At 35.8% G+C, this 23201-nt stretch carries 25 protein-coding genes and 1 other RNA gene; 14 read left to right on the forward strand and 12 right to left on the reverse strand.

What is annotated here, in order from left to right:
- Positions 1 to 315 precede the first annotated feature (315 nt).
- The 4 genes from ABNX05_RS22995 (at position 316) to ABNX05_RS23010 (ending at position 4691) form a co-directional block, all read left to right on the forward strand.
- Entirely contained in the window at positions 316 to 1005 is a 690-nt protein-coding gene (locus tag ABNX05_RS22995; protein WP_349661840.1) for a response regulator, read from the forward strand.
- Positions 1002 to 1982, forward strand: a complete 981-nt coding sequence (locus tag ABNX05_RS23000; protein WP_349661819.1) for a sensor histidine kinase — start codon at positions 1002 to 1004, stop codon at positions 1980 to 1982. The genes ABNX05_RS22995 and ABNX05_RS23000 overlap by 4 nt, the downstream gene beginning before the upstream one ends.
- Before the next feature lie 134 nt (positions 1983 to 2116).
- Positions 2117 to 2857: an ABC transporter ATP-binding protein gene (locus ABNX05_RS23005; RefSeq protein ID WP_349661820.1), complete on the forward strand. Its 741-nt coding sequence runs from the start codon at positions 2117 to 2119 to the stop codon at positions 2855 to 2857.
- On the forward strand, positions 2847 to 4691 hold the full coding sequence (locus ABNX05_RS23010) for an FtsX-like permease family protein (RefSeq protein WP_349661821.1): 1845 nt from the start codon (positions 2847 to 2849) through the stop codon (positions 4689 to 4691). The genes ABNX05_RS23005 and ABNX05_RS23010 overlap by 11 nt, the downstream gene beginning before the upstream one ends.
- A gap of 185 nt (positions 4692 to 4876) precedes the next feature.
- On the opposite strand, the gene ABNX05_RS23015 is transcribed toward ABNX05_RS23010, so the two are convergent.
- On the reverse strand, positions 4877 to 5317 hold the full coding sequence (locus tag ABNX05_RS23015; protein ID WP_349661822.1) for a DUF2269 family protein: 441 nt from the start codon (positions 5315 to 5317) through the stop codon (positions 4877 to 4879).
- Positions 5318 to 5630: 313 nt separating this feature from the next.
- On the opposite strand from ABNX05_RS23015, the gene ABNX05_RS23020 reads away from it, so the two are divergent.
- The 3 genes from ABNX05_RS23020 (at position 5631) to ABNX05_RS23030 (ending at position 7799) form a co-directional block, all read left to right on the forward strand.
- Positions 5631 to 6176 (forward strand): hypothetical protein, encoded by a 546-nt coding sequence (locus tag ABNX05_RS23020; protein ID WP_349661823.1) that lies wholly within the window; start codon positions 5631 to 5633, stop codon positions 6174 to 6176.
- Positions 6177 to 6544: 368 nt separating this feature from the next.
- The gene (locus tag ABNX05_RS23025; RefSeq protein ID WP_197144881.1) at positions 6545 to 7183 is read left to right on the forward strand and encodes a YfbR-like 5'-deoxynucleotidase; all 639 of its coding nucleotides are present in this window, start codon (positions 6545 to 6547) and stop codon (positions 7181 to 7183) included.
- A 103-nt stretch (positions 7184 to 7286) separates the two neighbouring features.
- Positions 7287 to 7799, forward strand: coding sequence for a zf-HC2 domain-containing protein (locus ABNX05_RS23030; RefSeq protein WP_349661824.1), 513 nt, complete (start codon positions 7287 to 7289; stop codon positions 7797 to 7799).
- A 53-nt stretch (positions 7800 to 7852) separates the two neighbouring features.
- Here the strand turns inward: ABNX05_RS23030 and ABNX05_RS23035 are convergent, their stop codons facing one another.
- The 3 genes from ABNX05_RS23035 to ABNX05_RS23045 form a co-directional block, all read right to left on the reverse strand.
- Positions 7853 to 8851: an anti-sigma factor gene (locus ABNX05_RS23035; protein WP_349661825.1), complete on the reverse strand. Its 999-nt coding sequence runs from the start codon at positions 8849 to 8851 to the stop codon at positions 7853 to 7855.
- Entirely contained in the window at positions 8844 to 9374 is a 531-nt protein-coding gene (locus tag ABNX05_RS23040) for a sigma-70 family RNA polymerase sigma factor (protein ID WP_079563051.1), read from the reverse strand. Before ABNX05_RS23040 ends, ABNX05_RS23035 begins: the two co-directional genes overlap by 8 nt.
- A 239-nt stretch (positions 9375 to 9613) precedes the next feature.
- Complete coding sequence (locus ABNX05_RS23045) at positions 9614 to 9952, reverse strand: zinc ribbon domain-containing protein YjdM (protein ID WP_079563050.1); 339 nt, start codon at positions 9950 to 9952, stop codon at positions 9614 to 9616.
- A gap of 246 nt (positions 9953 to 10198) precedes the next feature.
- Between ABNX05_RS23045 and ssrS the strand changes: the two genes are divergently transcribed.
- The 3 genes from ssrS (at position 10199) to ABNX05_RS23060 (ending at position 12479) form a co-directional block, all read left to right on the forward strand.
- Positions 10199 to 10391, forward strand: a non-coding RNA gene (ssrS, locus tag ABNX05_RS23050) — 6S RNA.
- A 218-nt stretch (positions 10392 to 10609) separates the two neighbouring features.
- Positions 10610 to 11767, forward strand: a complete 1158-nt coding sequence (locus ABNX05_RS23055; RefSeq protein WP_349661826.1) for a CAP and S-layer homology domain-containing protein — start codon at positions 10610 to 10612, stop codon at positions 11765 to 11767.
- A gap of 469 nt (positions 11768 to 12236) precedes the next feature.
- Positions 12237 to 12479 carry a DUF3923 family protein gene (locus ABNX05_RS23060; RefSeq protein WP_349661827.1) on the forward strand — a complete coding sequence of 81 codons (243 nt, stop codon included), beginning with the start codon at positions 12237 to 12239 and terminating at the stop codon, positions 12477 to 12479.
- Positions 12480 to 12661: 182 nt separating this feature from the next.
- On the opposite strand, the gene ABNX05_RS23065 is transcribed toward ABNX05_RS23060, so the two are convergent.
- Positions 12662 to 13843, reverse strand: a complete 1182-nt coding sequence (locus ABNX05_RS23065) for a NupC/NupG family nucleoside CNT transporter (protein WP_349661828.1) — start codon at positions 13841 to 13843, stop codon at positions 12662 to 12664.
- A 683-nt stretch (positions 13844 to 14526) separates the two neighbouring features.
- On the reverse strand, positions 14527 to 15090 hold the full coding sequence (locus tag ABNX05_RS23070) for a tetratricopeptide repeat protein (protein ID WP_349661829.1): 564 nt from the start codon (positions 15088 to 15090) through the stop codon (positions 14527 to 14529).
- Between the two features lie 156 nt (positions 15091 to 15246).
- On the opposite strand from ABNX05_RS23070, the gene ABNX05_RS23075 reads away from it, so the two are divergent.
- A complete protein-coding gene (locus ABNX05_RS23075) occupies positions 15247 to 15708 on the forward strand; it encodes a hypothetical protein (protein ID WP_349661830.1) in 462 nt (153 codons plus the stop codon).
- A gap of 215 nt (positions 15709 to 15923) precedes the next feature.
- On the opposite strand, the gene ABNX05_RS23080 is transcribed toward ABNX05_RS23075, so the two are convergent.
- The 5 genes from ABNX05_RS23080 to ABNX05_RS23100 all read right to left on the reverse strand — a co-directional run bounded on the left by ABNX05_RS23080 (position 15924) and on the right by ABNX05_RS23100 (position 19796).
- Positions 15924 to 16337 carry a VOC family protein gene (locus ABNX05_RS23080; RefSeq protein WP_349661831.1) on the reverse strand — a complete coding sequence of 138 codons (414 nt, stop codon included), beginning with the start codon at positions 16335 to 16337 and terminating at the stop codon, positions 15924 to 15926.
- 183 nt (positions 16338 to 16520) lie between these two features.
- On the reverse strand, positions 16521 to 17147 hold the full coding sequence (locus ABNX05_RS23085; protein ID WP_349661832.1) for a kinase: 627 nt from the start codon (positions 17145 to 17147) through the stop codon (positions 16521 to 16523).
- Positions 17148 to 17436: 289 nt separating this feature from the next.
- Positions 17437 to 18102, reverse strand: a complete 666-nt coding sequence (locus ABNX05_RS23090; RefSeq protein ID WP_349661833.1) for a 3-oxoacid CoA-transferase subunit B — start codon at positions 18100 to 18102, stop codon at positions 17437 to 17439.
- A complete protein-coding gene (locus ABNX05_RS23095; protein ID WP_349661834.1) occupies positions 18103 to 18810 on the reverse strand; it encodes a CoA transferase subunit A in 708 nt (235 codons plus the stop codon).
- A gap of 107 nt (positions 18811 to 18917) precedes the next feature.
- A complete protein-coding gene (locus ABNX05_RS23100; RefSeq protein WP_349661835.1) occupies positions 18918 to 19796 on the reverse strand; it encodes a LysR family transcriptional regulator in 879 nt (292 codons plus the stop codon).
- A 298-nt stretch (positions 19797 to 20094) separates the two neighbouring features.
- Here ABNX05_RS23100 and ABNX05_RS23105 point away from each other — a divergent pair, with 298 nt between their 5' ends.
- On the forward strand, positions 20095 to 21408 hold the full coding sequence (locus ABNX05_RS23105; protein ID WP_349661836.1) for a short-chain fatty acid transporter: 1314 nt from the start codon (positions 20095 to 20097) through the stop codon (positions 21406 to 21408).
- A 110-nt stretch (positions 21409 to 21518) separates the two neighbouring features.
- On the opposite strand, the gene ABNX05_RS23110 is transcribed toward ABNX05_RS23105, so the two are convergent.
- Positions 21519 to 22148 carry a LysE family translocator gene (locus tag ABNX05_RS23110; RefSeq protein WP_349661841.1) on the reverse strand — a complete coding sequence of 210 codons (630 nt, stop codon included), beginning with the start codon at positions 22146 to 22148 and terminating at the stop codon, positions 21519 to 21521.
- Between the two features lie 188 nt (positions 22149 to 22336).
- On the opposite strand from ABNX05_RS23110, the gene ABNX05_RS23115 reads away from it, so the two are divergent.
- Both ABNX05_RS23115 and ABNX05_RS23120 read left to right on the forward strand, forming a co-directional pair.
- Positions 22337 to 22762, forward strand: a complete 426-nt coding sequence (locus ABNX05_RS23115) for an SRPBCC family protein (RefSeq protein WP_079563037.1) — start codon at positions 22337 to 22339, stop codon at positions 22760 to 22762.
- Positions 22759 to 23085: an ArsR/SmtB family transcription factor gene (locus ABNX05_RS23120; protein ID WP_349661837.1), complete on the forward strand. Its 327-nt coding sequence runs from the start codon at positions 22759 to 22761 to the stop codon at positions 23083 to 23085. Before ABNX05_RS23115 ends, ABNX05_RS23120 begins: the two co-directional genes overlap by 4 nt.
- The last annotated feature ends 116 nt before the right edge of the window (positions 23086 to 23201 follow it).

The raw sequence follows: 23201 nt of genomic DNA on the forward strand, positions 1-23201 counted from the left end.
GTGGTGGCTCTTTTTTATAATTTCAAGTTACAATTACTTTATTCAATGGAGAATATTAATGGATTTTTTAAAATCAGGGTACATTAAAAATATATAAATAGGAAGGCTACTCAGCATAACGTGGGGTTGATTTCCGTTCCGACTGGGCGCTTTGTTGTTGCTGTCGCTTCGCTTTCGCGCAGAGCAAAGCTTCCTAGGGGCGCCCGATGAGCCGCCCAGTCTCCACTCCAATCAACTTATTTACATGACATACGTTTTAAACAAATGTTATTCCCAACTTTCGGTGATGAGCAAAAAAAAAGAAAGGTTGATACTATGTACAAAATTTACATAATAGAGGACGATATCAATATTTCAAAAATCATTGAGGAGCATTTATCAAAATATCAATTTGAATGCTATACCGTTCAACAATTTAATCAAATAGTAGAAGAATTTCAAGCAATTCAACCCCATCTTGTTATTATGGACATTAACCTACCAACCTATGATGGGTACTTTTGGTCGCGCAAAATCCGCCAGCTATCCAACTGCCCTATTATTATTGTATCTGCTCGTGTTAATGATATCGATCAAGTATATGGGATTGAAAATGGTGCGGATGATTTTATTACGAAGCCCTTCTCGCTAGATGTGCTTATGGCAAAGGTGAATGGTCTTATTCGTCGTACATACGGAGAATATGCTTCCTCCGATTCTAATTCGATCTCCATTGCAAATACAACATTAAATGCTAGTACAGTTCGTCTTTACACCGAAAAGCATGAGAGCCTATTAACATTAAAAGAGATGCAGCTTAGCACATTACTATTTGAAGCTTATCCTAATGTTGTTCCTCGTCAAAAATTGTTAAGTGCCATTTGGGATGATGAAGCCTTCGTTGAGGAAAACACTTTATCTGTTAATATTGGCCGACTACGCAAAAAGTTCGAGGCGATCCAATCTAGACTAGAAATTAAAACAATTCGCGGACTTGGTTATCAATTAGTGGAGGCAGAAGAATGAAGCTCTTCTTTCGAGATCATGTAAGTGTAATTATTCTTTATTGTGTAAGCTTTCTATTATTACCCTGGATTATTCATTCCCTGGACGATTTAGCTTCGCACTATCTTTACTTTATCTTTCTCGTGAGCTTCCTATTTATCGTTTGGCTGATTGGACGTTATTTTCGAAGAAGAAAGCTCTATACTCATTTACAGAAGAGCACATTAACAGGCGATGACCTCCATCTGTATGAACCACAGGCTATGGTGGAGCAGGCCTATAGCCAAAAACTACGACAAATGCAATATCTATACTTAACACAGCAGCAATATTTAGAGGAGCAAGGGAAAGAAAAGCAGCTTGTACTTTCACATTTTGCCCATCAAATGAAAACGCCATTGTCGGTTATTCAACTGATGATCCAATCTAATGCAACTAACCAATCAGAGCACTTGCAAACAATTAATCATGAATGTGATAAGCTGACGTTTACCTTGAATCAGCTACTAACTTATGAACGCACGTCCAATCTAGTGGCTGATTTAAAAATAGAAGCACTTTCATTAAAGGAGCTTACGAAGGAAGTTGTTAATGATTTAAAAGATTATTTCATCGCCAAAGAAATTTTTCCAAAAGTGACGATTGATGAACATACAATTATTTATTCAGACCGTAAATGGTTAAAGATTGTGCTTTATCAAATTATCAATAACGCCATTAAATATGCTGAGGCTGAAAGCTCTATTCAAATCATTTATGATGAAGCTACTTTACGAATTAAAAACTGTGGAGAATCAATTCCGGATAGTGAAATATCACGTGTCTTTGATTTATTTTATACAGGCATGAAAGGAAGAACAAGCGGTGAAGCAACAGGTATAGGCTTGTATTTAGTGAAAAAAATATTAACTATATTAGAGCACCCCTTTACTTTACAATCCCATGAGGACGTCACGACCTTTTCCATAGACTTTTCAAATAGCGTGAAAAAATCATGATGATAAGCCTAATATGACAACTTTGTCATATTGACGTCATTTAACCAAATAGGTAAAATGCTGCTCCTTCTTTATACTTAAGCTATTCAATCGAAGTAAGGGAGTTGTTCAAAAATGGGAAGCTCAATCCTACAATGACCAATTTGCAGAAAGAATATATCGGGGAAATCACATACAAGGCGTTGAATGGCATAGATTTTCAGCTTGGTGAGAATGAATTCGTAGCCGTTATGGGGCCTTCAGGTAGTGGAAAAACAACATTTTTAAATAGCGTATCAACAATCGATCGCCCTACTGCTGGAGAAATTCTTATAAATAATAGAAATCCATATTCTTTAGATGATGAGAAACTTGCAAAGTTCCGTCGTTCGGAATTAGGCTTTGTCTTTCAAGATTTTAATCTTGTCCACACGCTAACGGTGAAAGAAAATATTTTATTACCGTTAACTTTAGATAGCTTACCTGCCGATAAAATGCAGCAACGACTTCTACATGTATCTCAATTTCTTGGAATTGAAGAGCTTCTGCCAAAACGAATTTATGAAATTTCTGGCGGGCAAAAACAACGTGTAGCTATTGCTCGTGCGGTTATTCATGAGCCAAGTTTATTATTGGCAGATGAACCTACAGGGAATCTAGATTCAAAAGCAGTAAACGATGTCATGCACTTATTTAGTTCGATTCATACTGAACTAAAAACTTCTATTTTAATGGTGACACATGATCCTTATGTAGCAAGTTTCGCTAATCGAATTATATTCATTAAAGATGGTAAATTATATAACGAAATTCATCGTGGTCATAATCGCAAACAATTTTACCAGGAAATCATGGACACACTTGCTTTTTTAGGTGGTGGACAGCATGAGCTTTAATCATATCGTTGTACAAAACATTTTACGTGATAAATGGACCTATGTTTCGTATTTCCTTAGCAGTATGTTCTCGATCATTATTTTCTTTTTATTTACAGTCATTGCTTTTCACCCAAGTCTTAATAGTTTAGCTCCAGATTCAACACTTGGCATTTCATTAATGTTAGCAAGTATGCTCGTCTATTTATTTTCATTTATCTTCATTGCGTACTCAATAATGTCGTTTTTGAAAAAGAAAACAAAAACACTAGGCATCTTTATGATTACTGGTGCATCCATGAAACAAATTCGTACACTAGTATTTCGAGAAAATATTCTTATTGGTGTAATGGCAATTATTACTGCAATTGTTTTCGGGCTTGTCATTGCACCGCTCTTCTTAATGGGCACCAAAGTTGTTTTAAAAGCAGAAACTTTCGGTATGTATATTCCGATTAAAGCAATCGTTTTAACTATCGGTTTATTCCTTGTATTATTTGTTGTTATCTCAAAAGTAATGACAAGATTTATTAATAAAGAAGCATCAATTCAGCTTTTAAAAAGTGATACTATCATCGAAAAGCCGATAAAATCACATTATCTTTTATTATTCATGAGCATTATGTTTTCCGTTGGTTTAGGCTATTTTTTAAAAATAGAACATGACATCGTAGGTAGTCTCGGTCTTCTTTTCTATGGAGCATTTTTCGTGAGTGCTCTTTCTACAATTTATCTAATCATCTCACAAGGAATGCGCTTCCTGCTAAAAGCTTTTGAGAGATCGTCAGCCTATATGAAACAAACGAATATGTTACTGGCTTCCAATCTCAACGCAAAAATGAAATCACATGCAAATATACTATTTTTAATCACTATTTTATTAAGCGGTGTATTTTTATGTACAAGCATTTTATTTAGTTCTTACTATAATGTTGAAAAAGATAGTGAGGCGAATTATCCATACAGTTTTCAATATATCGCCCCTCCTAAGGCTGATCCAAGTATGGTAGCAGCGGATATTGAAAGTATTGAAAAACAATTATCTACAGTGGATTCACAAAAATTTTTTATTGAGTTTAAATCGATTGAAAACCAACGACTCGGTTATATGTCAGTTTCCGATTATAACTTATTACACAATGAAAAGATTAGCTTAGGTGCAAATGAATTTATAGCAGTTGCTGGTAATCATCAAATATATCCTATTACTAATGTAAGTGATGACAAATATTTAAAGCAATTTAAGCTTGTATCTGTAAATGAAAAAAATCTATTGTCAACAGGTTTCCAACAAACGTATTTTATTGTGCCTGATGAAGTTTATAACAGCATCGAATATCCTGTCTATAAAACCTATTTATTTGAGCTAGACAATTGGACAGCCCATACAGAGCTGGCGAAAAAAATTATTGAGGATTTCCCACATATATTTGAGGAACGTTATGTAACGTCAAAAATTGAATTGTATGTCGCGGAGATGTTTACAAAAAGTGTTATGTTCTTTATCGGCTCTATGTTGAGCTTGATTTTCTTAAGTGCAGCTATGAGCATACTCTACTTTTATTTACAAACGACACTTCTGCAGGAAAAAGAAAAGTATGTAGGCATACGGAAACTCGGGCTATCTAAAAAAGAGTTATTCACTGTGGTGTCTAAAGAGCTAGCAATCCTTATATTTGTACCATTCGCGATAGCCATTACGATGTTATTCGCTACCCTTTTTGCCATGCGAGCAATGGTTTCAACAGCATTTTTACAAGTCTCTATGGTAAGCTCTTTATGCTACTTTGCTCTGTTCTTCGGTAGTTATATATTTATTCGCAAAAGCTATTTCAAACGCTTGCTTAGCAATTGATGAAAAAATTCGCACTCCTCTCAGGGTGCGAATTTTTCATATTGTTGAAAAACAATTTGGGTCAATGAAATAAAGGATGGCACTTCTGCAAAACGAAACTTCAGCCAACAGATTTTTTTGCGCGAAAGCGCAGTGAAACGTAGCGGCAGCAACATTAAAAAAACTTATGGTGCGATTTTTATTCTTTACCAAAGTACAGGTTTTGCTACCATTAGCCATAACATAATTAGCAATAACAAAATGTACATCCATGCTTTGCGATGTAGTAATGAAGCAAATTTTTGTTGGTCATAGGCAGGTGTATTGAATGTCTGTAATGTCGGTTTGAACGCTCTTGCTAAAAAAACAATGGAGGCAAACATCACGAGGAATGTAAGAACAATCCACGAGGTACTCCAATGATAGCCTGCATGCCACATTAATAAAATACCGGATACAACAAGAACATGCCCCGAATGCTTGACGATCGTTATTGCTCCTTTAAATGCCTCAATATAAGGTGACATTTCAACATGAGACGCTGTACGCATTTTCTTAACAATTGTTAGAACAACGAACAAAGGCCCAATCGAAAGAACAGCACTTAAAATATGTATGTAAAGAAGAATTGTATAAATTGAAATCATGTTGCGTACTCCCCTTTTCACGGAATCGAAAAGGATTTCCTTGTGCTAGCACAAAGCCGATTCCGGACGAAATTATGCGGACACATAATTGATTCATTCCCCCTCATTATAGCATTCAACACAAGTGCGCTTTATCGCCAATTGTGAATCCTTTGTAAACGCAAATTGAATCATTGTTAGATATTAGCTCAACATCCGACTAATCACAATTAACTATTTTTAATTTCCATTAATTTTACTACTGACACATTATAGTAAATTTGGTATAGTTTCATAAGATTGAAATATTACATATTAAGGGAGAGTTACCGTAATGAAGAAATTTTTCAAGTTCGGATGTGGCGGATTAATACTATTAGTTGTATTAATCGTTGCATTAGCTATGTGTAGTACTGATGATGATAAACCATCTACTGGATCGTCTGGAGAAAAAGTAGAAACATCATCTACAAAAAAGGAAACTACTGATGGTTCTAAAAAGGTTGATGCAAGTACACAAAACGTTGATGCTTTAGGTTTAAAAGTTGGACTTGGTGAAATTAAAATCACAAAAGGGAAAATACAAGTTGGAGTAAATGTTCATAATACTAAGGATAATAAAGTTACTTTTTATCCAGATCAAGGATCAGCAGTCATCGGTGATATGCAATTAGATGCTAATTTGTTCCTAACTGATGGTGATGTTTCTGGTGACATTCAAGGAGGAGTTAAGAAAGAAGCTGTATTAGAATTTTTAGCGCCAGACGGGAAAGATATCGATGTAGAAAATGTCAAAGAAATCAAATTAATGTTTGGTAATGTATTCGATGACAATACATTTGAATCGCAAGATGTAACATTCACAGTTCCAGTTAAATAATATATTATGCCGCTCAAAACGAGTGGCTTTTTTCTACAATAAATTTGAGAATCTTGATCAGTTTTTCAAATGACTTAATAATAATTCCTCCCCCTGTGTTTATAAACTTTCTTATTGGGGAAAATTTAATATACCCTTTACAATATATTAAAGAAGTAAAAAACATGATTAATCAACACATTTAAAGCAATACCGAAAAGAATAGCCTATCATAATTGGAGACACCGTATGCAATGATGTTATGTGAGCAGTTTGTTCCTGACAATAATAGCAAATATGCTTGGTGATACACCTAGATAATTGTAAATTTGTATCCCTAGACTCTTCGAAACATATTATAGTAACATGCACATATAGAACAAAAAGGAGTGATTTTTATAGGTATTCATCAATTTTTTACAAGTCTTAATGATTTAGAGCGTATTATTCGATGCCCTGGACGTTTCAAATTCGAAGAGCACAATGTGGCTGCTCACTCTTGGAAGGTATCACAGTATGCAATGTTTTTTGCCACACTTGAGGAAATGAATGGAGCTACGATCAATTGGAAATCATTATATGAAAAAACCATCAATCACGACTTTGCTGAAGTATTTATCGGCGATATTAAAACTCCGGTAAAGCACGCAAGCCCTGAGCTAAAAAAAATGCTTGCACATGTGGAAGAAAAAATGATGGAAAAATTCATTATTGATGAGATTCCGCAAGAGTTTCAAGCTGTCTTTATTGAGCGCATGAAAGAAGGTAAAGACAGCACTATAGAAGGTCGCCTCCTCGAGTTTGCTGATAAGCTTGACCAATTTTATGAAGCCTTTGCGGAGCTAAAACGCGGAAACACAGATAAAGAATTTGTGTATATGTATCAATCCGCTCTTTCCAAGCTTTTAGCTATTCCACTCGAAGCTACGGTTCACTATTTCCGTACTGAGATCCTGAAGGATGCTGTGAAAGAAAAAACACATATTGATATTCAAGCTTTGACAAATGAAGTGTTAACATCAAATTAAATAGGTGCATGTACAAGTTTTCCGAACGAATGAACTCGCGGAAGGCTTTTTTTATTTCCTCCAAAAAGTCGTATAATAGAAAGGAGCGATTGGAGGGAAGCTTTTGTCACAGGAATGTTCAATTGTAGAGGATTTATTACCTTTGTATAAAAAACAAGCGATTCAAGCAAATACTATTCAATTTGTCGAACACCATTTAGCTAATTGTGAGCATTGTCGGCAGCTCGCTACTTCAAAGCAAGCACTAGGCAATCCTTTACTTATGAAAAAAACAGTATCATTTTTCCATCTTGTTTTTATCGTACTATCCTTTATGTTTGCCATTAACTCTTCCTTACTTGGCAATCAAACAAGCTTTGTTGTATCGTACGCAATTTTCGGCTGTCTTACTTATTTCTTTTACAAAAATATTTGGATTGTTTTTGCCATCAGCTCTGTACCTGTTTTTGTATGGGCTATTATTGACAATATCAATAACCCACTCTATGTCACCTACTACTCTTTTGCAGAAATCGGTACACTGTTGATTGGAGCTAGCTATATAGCACTTTTACATACTATTTTCGCACTAATCGGTGCTGCTTTTGCTATTTTATTTCGTAAGTTTAAAAGATAATGTTCCACCTTGCAGAAAGAAGTTGTCTCAAGTATTTGAGACAACTTCTTTCATCACCAATTATACCCGTTCATAAGTTCAACATCCCCTAGCATTACATTAGAAATACCTTCTAAATCTTGAAGCATCCATAGTTGCTTTGTCGGCCCTGTTACAACAGCGCCATAAGCTTGAAATCCATTCTTTTTTATATAATCATAGCGTTCTTGTAAATGACTTAAACCTAGAAATCCTTCATAATAGCTTTCCTTTTCAGTTAAAAGCTTTTCCATATTTTTCAGCATCCAACGCTGGCTATCCCTCAAACTTGTATAGTCCTGTGCTTCAGATATATGTGAATAATCATCACTAACTGTTAAGCCACCTGATAGCCCGAATCTATCATAAATTGTAATTATGCCACTACTGCGGTCATAAGAAGTTGGTTCAAAGGATTTAAACTCACCTGTATATAATGGCATCCAAACGATTCGGACACCGTACGGAGCAAGCATTTTTTCCAATTCTTTAGGCTCTTTAAATGTTAAAGTCGAAAATGCCATTTCCGCTACAGCTCCCTCAGGCAACTTATCCAACGCCTTCCATACATTGTTGTTAAGTTGAGATGAGGTTGCTTTTCCCGTCACAGGATCTTCTGGTAAATTAAAATTAAATTGTTGTGAAGTATTTGTCGACGATAAGTTCATACTCATAGATGAATTAGAATTTAACATTGATTTTTCAACACGCATTTCACCAACTACTACTTTTTCCTTTCCTACCTGTTTCTCAAGTGAATAACTTATTTTTTGTGTTAGTAATGGTGTTATTTCTGCAGGCAAATCCATAGAATATTGACCTTTAATATTTGGATGTTGCCATTCAAGTACTATTAAAGAATTATAAGCATGCTTAAGATCCGGACGCGTTTTTTCAAAAACAATGGACACCCCTGCTATATAGAGAGCATAAATAATGAGGCATATTAGCAATATACGTAGCACTCGAAATGTTAACGCAAAACGATATTTTCTTAAAATCTTTTTTTCATTCTCCTGCGACCATTCAGTCATGTTGAAAACCTCCATTCTTTTTTACTATTTCTTCTAACCTTTTGCGGGCACGATGCAAAAGTATTTTCACCTGCCCCTCAGAAAGCTCTAGTGCCTCCTGCAATTCTAAGTAGGTGAATTGTTCATATTCACGTAAATATAAAATCGTTCGGTAATTTTCTGGCAAAAATTTCAGTAACGCCTGTACATCTTGTGCCACTTCTTGCGTTAAAAAATCCTCTTCTGGTAACCCATATGGACTTAGCATTTCATCTTTCCAAAATAAGTGTGCGAACGGAATTGTCCTTCGTCTCTTTTGCTTGCGCCATTCATCTAGGTACGTGTTCCGTGCTACTTTGAATAACCATGCTCTCACATCCTCTTCTTTATAAAACGACAACGATACCGTGGCTCGTACAAATGTTTCTTGAACTAAATCTTCCGCTATATGTACTGATCCAGACATCTTCAGCAGAAAATAATATAACGATTTCGCGTATTTCTCATAAAGTTGCTCTAGCTCGTTTTTCCGCTGTCTGTCCATGCCCTCTCCCCTCATTTCGTTTATTCCCAAGTAAAACGTATATCTTTCCTAAATGTTACAGTAATTACTAATTTTTATTAAAATTAATTTTACCTTGTTGTAATTGCGTCTGGATTTTGAATTGTGCCCACACATTTGATATTTAGACACTTACTGAATAAAAATAAAAAAGAGTCGATTTAGAATGTCCTTCCAACATTAAGTTGGAACACTTCATTTCACGACTCTTTTTTCAGTAATTATGCTTTTTTTACGAACTCTGACTTTAATTTCATTGCACCAAAGCCATCGATTTTACAATCAATATTGTGATCGCCTTCAACGAGACGAATGCTTTTCACCTTTGTCCCAATTTTTAATGTTGAAGAACTACCCTTAACCTTTAAATCCTTAATAACTGTAACAGAATCGCCGTCCGCAAGTAGATTGCCATTAGCATCCTTTACGATTAGCGTATCTGCCTCCTGCTCCGTCCCATCAGTGCTCCACTCATGTGCGCATTCTGGACATACAAAGTTCGTTCCATCCTCATATGTGTATTCAGAATTACATTTCGGACAATTTGGATAAGCTGCCATTTCTGCTTCCTCCCTATACTTTTTTCTAGGTAAACCCTATATATGCCCCTTTATCTTACATACTCCGCCCTACTAAGTAAAGGTTGTTCGTATTTTTCGTTCGCATTTGTGAATAAAGTATGAATCGGTTTCATGTTTTTGGAGATATATCATTTTGAAAACGTTTGAATTGGGACACTCGCCCATTGACTTTTTTGTACAAACCATCTTACTTGCAAGTTTGTTTAACATGCCTTATTATATCCTTAAAGGCTGCATTGTTCGTACAATATTAAGTTTTAACCTTTAAGCTGTAAAAGGGAGTTTTATTATTGGAGTTGGAATGACGGGCCTCACACCATGGTGCATGAGGATAAGCAGGAAAGCTTCTGCGAACACCCACTTTGAGGAGTGGTGGTTTAAAACTTTCTATAATAACTACGGCATACGCGGCTTTTTAATTTAATCATACAGCCACAAGGCTTTTGAACGAATCACTCTTCATTATTGGAGGGTGATTTTTTTATGCGATTTTCTATCGTGAGCAAAATTTAAAACCAACCCTGAAAAAGCAAAAAAAGCCCTCAAATTGAGTAGCCTTTGTAATTGGAATCTTAAGAATGAAATGTAAAATTAAATAACCTTCTGTTAGTATTAAAGGATAGGAGGAGGAATTATATGAGATTAATTACTTTTATTACTACGTTATTGTTGGCATTTGTAATAATGCCTATAGGAAACGTTCATGCGGCTTTGACTCAATTTAGTGATGTTTCTGAGAAGCATAGTAACTATGAGGAGATAATGTATTTGTTAGAGAAGGGAATCGTAGCGCCTACGAAAACATATGGCGTGAATGATATTGTAACGCGTGAGGAAGTTGCGGTTATGATAGCAAAAGCAGTCGGACTTAGCGGTACTCAAAGACCTACAAATTTCAACGATGTCCCTGAACATAGTCCAAATAGTGGTTATATCCAGTCTGCAGTTGAACAAGGAATTATTAAGGGCTATGATGATGGCACATTTAAGCCAAACGTAAAAGTTACACGTGGTCATATGGCTACTTTCATCGCACGTGCCTTTAATTTACCAAGTGGCAAACAAACTTTTAAAGATGTTCCTAAAAATAGCACAGCATATGAAGCGGTCCAACAACTAGTTGCAGCGGGAATTACGAATGGCTATGAGGACGGGACATTTAGACCTTCGAACAATTTAACTAGAGGTCATTTTTCAGCATTTTTAGCACGCGCGCATAAATATGAAAATGCTACTGAAGAGAAGGAAGCTGTTGAAGAGCTAATAATCACCGAAAAGCCATACATAATAGATTTAGATTATTTAACAGATGAAGAAAAAGAATTGGCAACATTAATCAATGAATACCGAGAATCATTAGGGCTGAATCCATTCACAATTTCAAGGTCACTAACTACAGTAGCGAGGGCGCATGTAATCGATTCTAATAATTATTCCCCATCACAAGGGGTGGATCAGCGGGGAATTGATTGTAATTTACATAGTTGGTCTGCCAATGGTTCTTGGTCACCAGTTTGTTATACAGGCGACCACCAATATGCCAAACAAATGTGGGATAAACCGCGCGAATTAACGTCTTACAATGGAAATGGCTACGAAATTTCAGCTAGAGGTGGCATGGGTATAAGTCCTTCACGTGCGCTTGACTTGTGGAAAAATTCTACGGGACATAACAATGTCATTATCGGTGCTGGAAGTTGGTCCACGTTAACAGTAATGGGTGTAGGGATTAATGGAGACTATGCACATGTGTGGTTTGGAAAAGAGCCTGATCATGCTTTACCAATAGAGTAATTAAGCATAAATAGGGTTCCTACCAGCAAAACGCTGAAAACATATGCTAAGGACTCGTTTAACAACCTATCCAATAATCCATGTCCAGTATAGATTAAATATTAGGTTTTTGAACACTCTCGAATGGCTTTAGATCAAACAAATCACCTTCCATTATTGGAGGGTGATATTTTTTTATTAACATGAGCTGATATTGGTTATCTTTTTTGTTCAATTAATTAGTCATTTCTTTTTTGAATTGTAAGGGAATCAGTCTTAGGGCTGAGAGAAAGCACCGCCTAAAGTTTGTTTCTAACTAAAAAGGAAAAGTGTTACAATTAAACAATAAAGGCAAAATATCAATCGGAGCATTAAGGTTTATCAACAAAAATCTGGGATAACTTTTATTAAACAGCGTCTTGATTTTAGAATCCTCATTGATTTTCGTTCTTGTGCGACTCATGAATAGAAAGGAGAAATTATTTTGGGTATGAAAATATGGTGGGCCCTAAATATTGTATGGCTATTCATTTTTGCTGCTGGGGCATTATTTGTTGGATTAAGAACAGTTGATTCTGCTGGGGTAGTTCAAACTCCTGAACTTAAAATGATAGCTTTCATTATTTTGGGTATTGTATTTTTATTCGTTGTACTATTCCAACTAATACTACTCATTTTTATTCATTTTGCTCGAAAAGGTGCCACTAATACTTCAACAAACAGAGGATCTTAACAACGGTGGTCTTTGTAGTTTTCTAAGTCACTTTAAAGTGGCTTTTTTATATGGCTGAAGTTAAAATACCTCATGTTGTTGGACCTATTTAGCCATCCAAGATTGCAATAACCACGCACTTTAATCATAAAAAACTGCCCCCTATAGATGTGTCTATCTATTGGAGGGCAGTTCAACTTTTATTAAATTACGAAACCTACAATTGTAGCCGTTAAAATACTAACGAGTGTTGCTCCATACAACAACTTTAAACCAAAACGAGCAACTATATCCCCTTGTCTTACGTTCAAACCTTTTACCGCTCCAGCAATAATACCGATAGATGCAAAGTTTGCAAAGGATACAAGGAAGACTGAAATAATACCTACTGTATGTGCACTCATAGACTTCGCTGCTTCTCCAAGGCTTGTCATTGCAACAAATTCATTCGTTACTAATTTAGTCGCCATAATTCCTCCGGCAGTAATAGCCTCCGCCCAAGGTACACCCATTAGGAAAGCAATTGGTGCAAAGATATAACCTAAAATATCTTGGAAGGATATACCTAAAATCATATCAAATAGTGAATTGATTAAATCCATTAATGCTACGAAACCGATTAGCATAGCTCCAACAATGATAGCTACTTTAAAGCCATCCATGATATATTCTCCAAGCATTTGGAAGAAAGTTTGCTTATGCTCATTTTCAATTTTTAAAATATCTTCGCTTTCTTCTACTGTATACGGATTAATAATTGAAACAATAATAAATCCGCCAAACAAGTTCAATACGATTGCCGTTACAACATATTTCGGTTCAATCATCGTCATATATGCACCAACAACAGACATAGAAACGGTCGACATTGCCGATGCGCATAATGTATACATACGCTGTGGATTAATTTTATCTAATTGCTTTTTTACAGTAATGAATACTTCAGATTGACCTACCATTGCAGACGCAACAGCATTATATGATTCCAATTTCCCCATGCCATTTACTTTACTTAAAAGTAAACCTATCCATTTCATGAAGAAAGGAAGAATTTTAAAATGCTGTAAGATCCCTATCAATGCAGATATAAATACAATTGGTAATAACACATTTAAGAAGAAAGAATACTCCCCTTCATTTGCTAAACCACCAAAAACAAAAGTTATGCCCGTACTTGCGTAAGACAATAATTGATCAAATACTTTTGTAAATCCTTTAATTAGAACATAACCAAACTTTGTATTTAACAGTAATGCTGCAAATAAAAATTGGATGATCAACATAATAATTATGTTTTTATATTTTATTTCTTTTCTGTTTTTACTCATTAACAGAGCTAAAACAAAAACAAGTAGCAATCCACAAATGGATATTAAGTAATTCATGAGTTCCTCCAATATTGATAATTTTTAGGATTTAGATATCCGAAACTACAAAGACATTTTTTGCTCATTATGCTCCGTTATTGACACTTAAATAACAGCCATAAATGTAAAACTGAAAGTATGTAGTTAGACGTCAGACAAATAACTTCACTATACCATTGTTTTTAGTAGCAATTCAATAGTTAAAAGAAAAAAACTCTACGAAAAGTGTATACGCTTACACGATTGCTTTATAAAAAAAGACCATCATGTCTGATGGTCTCCGCTTACTACAAGGTTTTGTAAAATTAATGCAAATTATACTGATTTAAATGAACTTATGAAGATAAATTATCACTCATAAATCCTTCAATTTATTTTATAAAAATATGTGATCTTTTACGGCAGATACTTAGTTGTTTATAAATGCGCTTATAAGTACGTACAAAAACGCTCGTATAACCATGTACATTTTTGCTCACCAATGTATATTACAACTTTACTTGGAGTGGCGAGCATGATAGCCTTTTTCGGCTAGCCAGCCCTTGTAGTAGCTGGGTTTTGGCTGCCGATTCATGCGAGTAGAGGTCTCCAAGTCAAGTTGTAATTATTCATACACATGAATAGAGAAGTACATTTTGAGCGAAAGTGTACATGTTTAGACAAGCAAAAATGTACATCTCGATGCGGACATTTATAGTTGTTCATTTTTTTATAAAATTCAATGCTTGTCGGGTAGATTTAATAAGTGATACATCACCTTTAAATTCTCTTAACTTTAATGTTTCTTTAAAGCATTTTTCTGCCTCTGCAATTTCTCCTAATTCTAACAAACACTTTCCTCTATGTTGCATGGCAAAGTCCACATATAACAAATTATTGTTTGCCTTACATTTATCTAAAACATCGTTGAAGATTTCTAATGCTTCCATTGGATTACCATTATATTTAATTGCCTCCCCTAGGCGTATTAATGACACGATTTCTCGATTGCTATCGTTCTGGTCGCAGGCAATTATAATGCATTCCGATAAAATATTAATGGCTTTTTGTGGTTCTCCGTAAATTCTATATAAATTCCCCAGCGTTCCCATTAGAAAATATTTCTCATCTTCACTCTTTGTATTTACAAGTAAATTTTCAGCAATGTCTATCATTTCTTTTAATCTAAACGGATTAGAAGTTTTTTCACGAAGATACTCATTGTGATCAAAATAAATGATTTCGCTTATTGTCAAAAGACAGTTTTTAAACTCTGAAAAGCTCATTTTTGAATACCTCCAATTGTTTTTTCTGACCTTTAGCGTGAACCGCACTTAAAACGAGGATGTAACTCCATGTTAATCTTGAAAAAAGCTATCTTCTTTTTGTATAATTCCTCTCCATTTTGCGCATATATGGTAGTAACAAGGGAGGTTATTACATTGAAAAAGTTATTTTATTTATTTTTACTAGCCACACTTTTATTATCAGCTTGCGGGAAAAATACTGCTCCAAAGGAAGTTGCTGTCGATAAAGATAAAAATACTTCAGTTGAAGATATAGTAGGAGCTATCGTTAAAAATAAATTCACTGTGGAAGAAAAGAATGGCACCGTATCAATCTCTATACAGGATACTGATGTGAAAAAAGGTATGAAAAATCAAATGCTAAAGGATTCCACTAAAATATTTGCAGAGCTGTCTAAGCTACCTAGTGTTAAAACTCCATCTATTAGTTGGTCTGCTCCGTTAACAGAACCAAATGGGAACAAATCTATGAACGAACTGTTAAATATTTACTTCAGTGAGGAAGATTTTAAAAAGACTAATTGGGCAAACTATACCCAGCTAGATATTGAATCTACTGCTACTCATTATCATCAAGAGGCTTCTTTAGGACAATAGAGCATTTCGATGACAAGATACCCCCCTTGTGTATACACAAAGGGGTATCTTTTTAATTGCTTCAACTAAAGATTTTTGTAATAAATTTCCTATCAAACACCTTTTCTTCCCTTCCCTATTAAAGGCGGCACTTTAATACCACTCGGGGTATAAAAGATAGAAAATTTTTATCTGTCGCTTTGCTTTCGGTACTTAAAACATTTGCTGAAAAGAATTTAAATCCCCTCTGTGTTCATTAGTACTAGTCGCCAGCCATCGGGATCTTCAATTGTGACGCCTTTTTCAGCCCAATATGTATTTTCTGGCTCCACCTCAGGATAGCCCATTTGCAATAAACGTTCGGCAATACGCTGTATGGTTGCACGCTTTGGAATATATAGTACGAGCAAATTATCCTTTGTTGGTGCTGGGCAAGGACTTTCTTCTATATGCTCTATAAATTCTAAATGATAGCTAGCATTCGGAAGACCAATCATGATGCCAGTGTAGCCTCGATGTCCTGAAAAAGAGCCTATTTTTTCTAACCCTACGCCTTCGCAATAAAATTTTTCAATTTCCTTTATTTTATCAGTCGGTCTTGCTACACGTACCTGCGCCACCTGTAATTCATCTGACCATCGCTGTCTCATAGTTAATTTTCTCCTTTTCCATCATTGTATAATAGCAAAATAGAGCTAGAGAACAGCCAATAGTCTGAAAAATCACAATCAACGTTTATGCTCTTCAGAAATACCCGCGCTTGAAGGCAAAATACCCGCGAAGTTGATTGAATTACCCGCGAAATCCATGTAAATACCCGCGAAGCGAAAATTCTACTTTAACGAATCACAAATTTTATCTGCAGCTGCTAATGGATTTTCTTTTTCTAAATAATATTCCTCAGCTGACCAATATCTTCTTTGGTACTTATTTAGTCGTTCTTGAAAATCGCCAAGATAGGTATCCCTTTGTAACACTCTTTCCTCTCGAACTGTTCGAGGAATGTCTAGAAATAAACGATAATCATAAAAGTTCTTCCATTCATGTCTTAAAAGGAATACTCCCTCAATCATAAGAATACTATTCGTTTTTAATTTTATTTTTCTATCGTTAACGGTATCTGATGATTGATTATAAAATGGGAGTTGGAATTGTAACTTATTTTTATGCAAAGGTAACAACATACTATTTCTAATCAATTCAACATCCCATTGTAAATAATAGTATTCATACCATTCTGCATGGCCAGTATCATAACGTTTACTGCTTTCTACGATGTAATTATCGATATGGATTACTTCTACAGCACAAATCAATTGTAGCTCCTCCGCCAGTTTGCTAGCTACAGTGGACTTGCCTGCACCACCTAATCCATCAATCGCAACAATGAACGGTCTCTCTTTTATAGACCTATCTCTAAATCGCTTTATAATATCGCACTTCAGCTCATGTATATCCATTTATTGTTACTCCTAATAAAAAAATAACCAGCTCTATCAAAGAACTGGTTTCATTTAATTTATGATGATCAATTATGCCTTGGCATAATTGCGTCTGGAATCGGCTTTGTGCTTAGGCCTGCACGATGCAGGTCAGTTCGCCGTTATCGCATGGATGCGATGATTTTAGGCTAACATCCCCTAAGCACTCCTTTCCAATTCCGTGACATCTGCCGGAGGATTTAACTTCTTTCAGCGGGTGTTTGGACATCTACCGAAAAGTAGCTTAAATCCGCACTCATCTCACCATCTATAGAGGTGGGAGACATTTGCTGAAAGATGTTAAAGCAACACTAAAAGAAGCAGCGGTCTTCTCTTTTACTTCCTCTAACTCGACACCCTCTGCTAGTTCTATAAGCTGCATCCCTTCATCTGTAAAATCGAAAACAGCCAAATCTGTAATTAATCTATGCACAACGCCTTTTCCGGTTAACGGTAGCTCACATCGTTTTTTTATTTTTGACTCACCGTTTTTATTGACATGCTCCATCACGACTACTACTCTTTTCGCCCCGACTACAAGGTCCATGGCGCCTCCCATACCTTTCACCATTTTCCCCGGAATCATCCAGTTCGCAAGGTCCCCCGTTTCAGATACTTCCATGCCACCTAAAATAGCCAGATCGATATGGCCTCCACGAATCATGGCAAATGATTCGGCACTGTCGAAGAAGGAGGCACCTGGAATTGCAGTGACCGTTTCTTTACCTGCATTAATTAAATCAGGATCGACCACGTCTTCTGCTGGATACGGACCAATGCCAAGAAGCCCGTTTTCTGATTGTAAAAGGACGTCATAATCAGATGGAATTGCATTGGCTACTAGCGTTGGAATACCAATACCTAAATTGACGTTCATGCCATTTTGTATTTCTTTTACTGCTCTATATACTATTCTTTGTCTTGTATCAGCCATTTACGCATCCCCCTTTTTTACCGTCAAACGCTCAATACGCTTCTCATAATTGCCACCTAGCAAAACTCGCTGCACGAACACACCAGGTGTATGAATATGATCTGGATCTAGCTCTCCAACTTCAACAATTTCTTCTACTTCTGCAATCGTAATTTTTCCTGCCATTGCAGCTAGTGGATTGAAGTTACGTGATGTTTTTCTGAAAACCAAATTGCCAAGCTTGTCCGCCTTCCATGCTTTGACTAGTGCAAAGTCTGCGATAATACCTTTTTCTAAAATATATTCCTTGCCATCAAAAACTTTTACTTCTTTCCCCTCAGCGATTGGTGTTCCGACTCCAGTAGCTGTGTAAAAACCCGGAATCCCAGCTCCGCCAGCTCGCATGCGCTCCGCTAACGTACCTTGTGGTGTCAATTCTACTTCAAGCTCCCCGCTTAAAAATTGCTGCTCAAAAATTTTATTTTCACCTACATAGGATGCGATCATTTTTTTAATTTGTTTATTTGCTAATAAAAGGCCTAAACCCCAATCATCCACACCGCAGTTATTGCTTATGACCGTTAAGTCCTTTGTTCCCTTTTGGACTAGCGATGCAATAGATTTTTCAGGGATTCCACATAGCCCGAAGCCCCCTACTGCTAACGTATCTCCATCTTTAATATCGACGATGGCCTCCTCAAACGAATTCCACACTTTCCCCTTCCCCATATCGAAACCTCCTAAAATTTCTCGTTTATTAAGAAAAATTCTACCTTACTATCATTTTATAAGTAAAGGAATAAATTAGAATACTATTTATTCTAAAAGTGCATAAATCAATTTTCAGAACGTATTGTATGGAGTAGTTGCTTTAATGCAAAGGATTGATAAGTATTTTTCTTCGTAATAACGCCTAAACGCCATGGCATGTCAAAGTTAAGTAACGGAACAATTTTGACATTTCTGTTCGTCTGCTTTGCGGCAATTGAATATGGTAAAAGTGTCACTCCTAAGTTCGAGGATACTAGCTCCACTATTAAATCCCACTGTGAGCTTTTATAGCCGATTATTGGTGTAAACCCTACACTTTTACATGATTTAATAACATAATCATGTAATGTGAATTCCTCTGTAAAGATAATGAATGTTTCATTTTTTAAATCTTGTAATCGAATATGTTCTTGCTGAGCTAGAGGATGGGACTCATTGATAAAGACAAAAAATTGGTCTTCCACAAATGATTGGACAGAAAATTTCCTTTCATCTGTAGGTATAACGACAATTCCCATATCAACATCACCATTCTCTACTAACGTTCCGATCATTTTAGCTCCCCGTTCCACAAGCTCTAAATGCACCTTAGGATATCGCTTATGAAACTTTCGAGCAATTTCAGGGAAAAATAGTGTGCCGATTAGCGGTGGAATTCCTAATTTAATCGTACCTGTTTTGATGTTCGATAAATCATCCAATAATATATGTAAATCGTGTACAGAACGTATTATTTTTTGTCCTTGTTTAAAAACAATACTACCAGCGTCTGTTAATTCTATATTACGTGTAGATCGGTTTAACAACTCTACATGAAGAGCATTCTCCAACTTTTTAATGCTTTTGCTTAATGAAGGCTGTGATATAAAGCATTCATTAGCTGCCTTTGAAAAACTCCCATGTTCAACAACGGTCATAAAAGCTTTTAAATCTCGCAACTCCATATAGATACCCCCTATTTATTCTAATTTGTTATAAAAAATATTCCAAAACTCCCTATTTAGTAATAGATTCTCCTCATTTTCTACTTATCCTTCTTCTTAAAAACATGTGGACTAAACATAATAGCCACAAGGCTTTGTTATGATTTAAATCACAGTTTATTCTGCGACAGTAATCATTCGTTTATTTCTAGATTACGTTCGTTTTATCGTTCTTGATTCCTATTTTATCTTTATTTATTCATTTCCCTATGTACAATTAGCCATAAGGGATGGCAGAAAAGGAAAGGGGATTTCAAACATGAAAACGTTAACAAGAATTTCAAATGCTATCATGGAAAAATATTTACCTGATCCATATATTTTTGTCACTATACTAACAGTATTAACGTTATTATTAGGGGTTGCATTAACAGATGCTTCTCCGCTCGATATGGTGACATATTGGGGAGGTAGTTTTTGGAGTTTACTAGAATTTACAATGCAAATGGTGATTGTCTTAGCTGCAGGCCATATTTTAGCGAATAGTCCTGTTTTTAAAAAAGGATTAGCAGCCATTGCAAGTAAAATAAAAACAACCGGTATGGCCATTATTATTGTTACATTTGTATCGCTAATCGCTTGCTGGATTAACTGGGGATTCGGACTTGTCATTGGCGCCCTATTTGCAAAGGAAATTGCTCGTCATGTTAAAAAAGTAGATTATCGTTTATTAATTGCTAGTGCCTATTCTGGCTTTGTTATTTGGCATGGTGGATTAGCTGGCTCAATTCCGTTATCCATCGCAACTGAAGGTCATAAGTTTGCGGATATTATGGGGATTATCCCAACAAATATTACATTATTTTCAACGTATAACTTGTTTATAGTCATTGTGATTGTCTTCACATTACCATTCTTTAATCGTTGGATGATGCCAAAAGAAGAAGACTCGGTCGAGGTTGACCCTACTTTATTAGTAGAGGAAAAAACAAAGTTGCCTAAACCTGAAAATAACTTTGCTAGCCGTTCTGAAAGAAGTTATATTTTAACAATTTTAATCGCTATTATTGGACTCGTATTTTTAGTACATCATTTTATGACGAAAGGCTTTGTTCTTGATTTAAATGTGATCAATACGATTTTTATTGTGTTGGGGATCATTTTTCACGGAACACCACAGCGTTTCCTAGCTGCTGCACAGGATGCTATTAAAACAACAACAGGCATCGTTTTTCAATTTCCGTTTTATGCAGGGATTATGGGTATGATGACCGCTTCTGGTTTAGCTGCTGTATTCTCAGAATGGTTCGTCAATATTTCCAATGAACATACTTTCTATTTGTTTACATTTTACTCTGCAGGACTTGTTAACTTCTTTATACCATCAGGCGGTGGACAATGGGCGGTACAAGCTCCTATTATGCTAGATGCTGCAACCACTTTAGGTGCCGACTATGCTAAAACTGCCATGGCAATCGCGTGGGGTGACGCTTGGACAAATATGATTCAGCCGTTCTGGGCACTACCAGCCCTTGCCATTGCTGGCTTAAAGGCTAGAGATATAATGGGCTTCTGTTTATTCATTTTAATCTTCACCGGCATTATTATTAGCATTGGCTTCCTGTTCTTCTAGTTGGATATAAAGTACTTCACGGAATATTTATCCGTGAAGTTTTGATTTTTAGAAAGTGATCCCTACTACTAAAATAAATTTCCCCAAAAATTTAGCCGCAAAAAAAGCCCTTAATGGGCTTTTTCTAATGCCAATTTAATGCCAAAGCCAATTAATACTGCACCTGTCAATCCTTCGATTACAGCTTTCGTCCTTGGCTTTTTCATAAATGCGCTAATTTTATCTAATAAGTAAACATAAAACACAAACCAAAATCCTGTTAATGCAGTATAAATTAGTCCCATAATAAGAAACGGTATAAATGTACCGCTCTTGCCATCTACAAACTGAGGTAAAAATGTGAGAAAAAATACAGCCACCTTTGGGTTTGTTACGTTCGTTAAAAAGCCTTGCTTAAAGCATGATTGCTGCGAATATTTATGATCAATTTGGGTCTCATCTTGCACTACAGGAGGCTGCGAACGTATTGTTCGTAATGCCCATAAAGTTTTGATTCCTAAATAACATAAATAGACCGCTCCGACGTATTTTAAAATGGCAAATACATATGCTGACTTGACAACAATCGCGGAAAGTCCAATAACCGCTGCAAATGTATGAATCAATAATCCACAGCACGAACCGATTAAAGTCTGTAAGCCCCCTTTTCTACTTACGGTAAGTGTATTTTTTGTTGCAATCGCCGTATCTGGACCAGGCAAAATAATTAATAAAATACACATTAATAAAAAGACAGACATGTTCACCACTTAAATACCCTCCCTTTTAATCAGAAAATTATAAAAATAATTTTAACATATGTACAATTACACCAAAAGACGTAATGAGAAAATTTATCCAAAGTAATTATAATTGACATACAACCATAAGGTGTTATATATTCATAACACCTTATGGTTATATTTTTTTATAAAGGAGTTCATTTTAAATGACTGAAAAACTAGAGAACATCGTTAAAACAGTTACACTCAATGCACCGATTGAAAAAGTGTGGGAAACAGTAACAGACGCTGAAAAGATTGCTTCTTGGCTTATGCCAAACAATTTCAAGCCAGTTGAAGGGCATGAATTTACAATACAATCACCGTTTGGTCCTTCACCATGTCGAGTAGAACAAGTAGATGCTCCTCATTTTGTTCGTTTTGCGTGGGATACAGATGGATGGTTTGTCACTTTTGAACTGAAGGAAATTGGTGAGCAAACAGAATTTACATTAACTCATGGTGGCTGGAAAGAAGCTTCACATATCATTCCTAAAGCTAACATGCCTGCTGAAGCTATTCGTACAACAATGGATGGTGGCTGGACAATGCTTATCGGCAAAAAATTAAAAGAAGTTGTGGAATCACAATGACACCACTTGCTGTAAAGTATGATGTTTTTCAAGCAATTGCTGATCCAACAAGACGTCATGTCCTACAGCTACTTGCCTCAAGTGATAAACCGATCTCACTTATTTCTGAGAATTTTTCTATTAGCCGAACTGCTGTCGTAAAGCATTTAAAAATTTTAGAACAAGCTGAGCTAGTCTCTTCTCAGAAAAAGGGACGAGAAAAAGTGTACACATTACATGCCGAAAAACTTAAAGAAATTGAAGATTGGCTACAGTATTTTGATTTATTTTGGGTAATTAAACTGTTACAACAAACTTTTACAAGCCTATACAAACCTGTATAGAAGCATAGATTTATAACAGAATACCCTTCGTATCAAGCAATTGGTGCGAACTCCACGTTAATTGCTTTTAACTCCTAAAGCCTTGTGACCAAAGCGGAGCTGGAAACGGCAGACGT

Source organism: Lysinibacillus zambalensis (assembly GCF_040183165.1).
GTDB classification, from domain to species: Bacteria; Bacillota; Bacilli; order Bacillales_A; family Planococcaceae; genus Lysinibacillus; species Lysinibacillus zambalensis.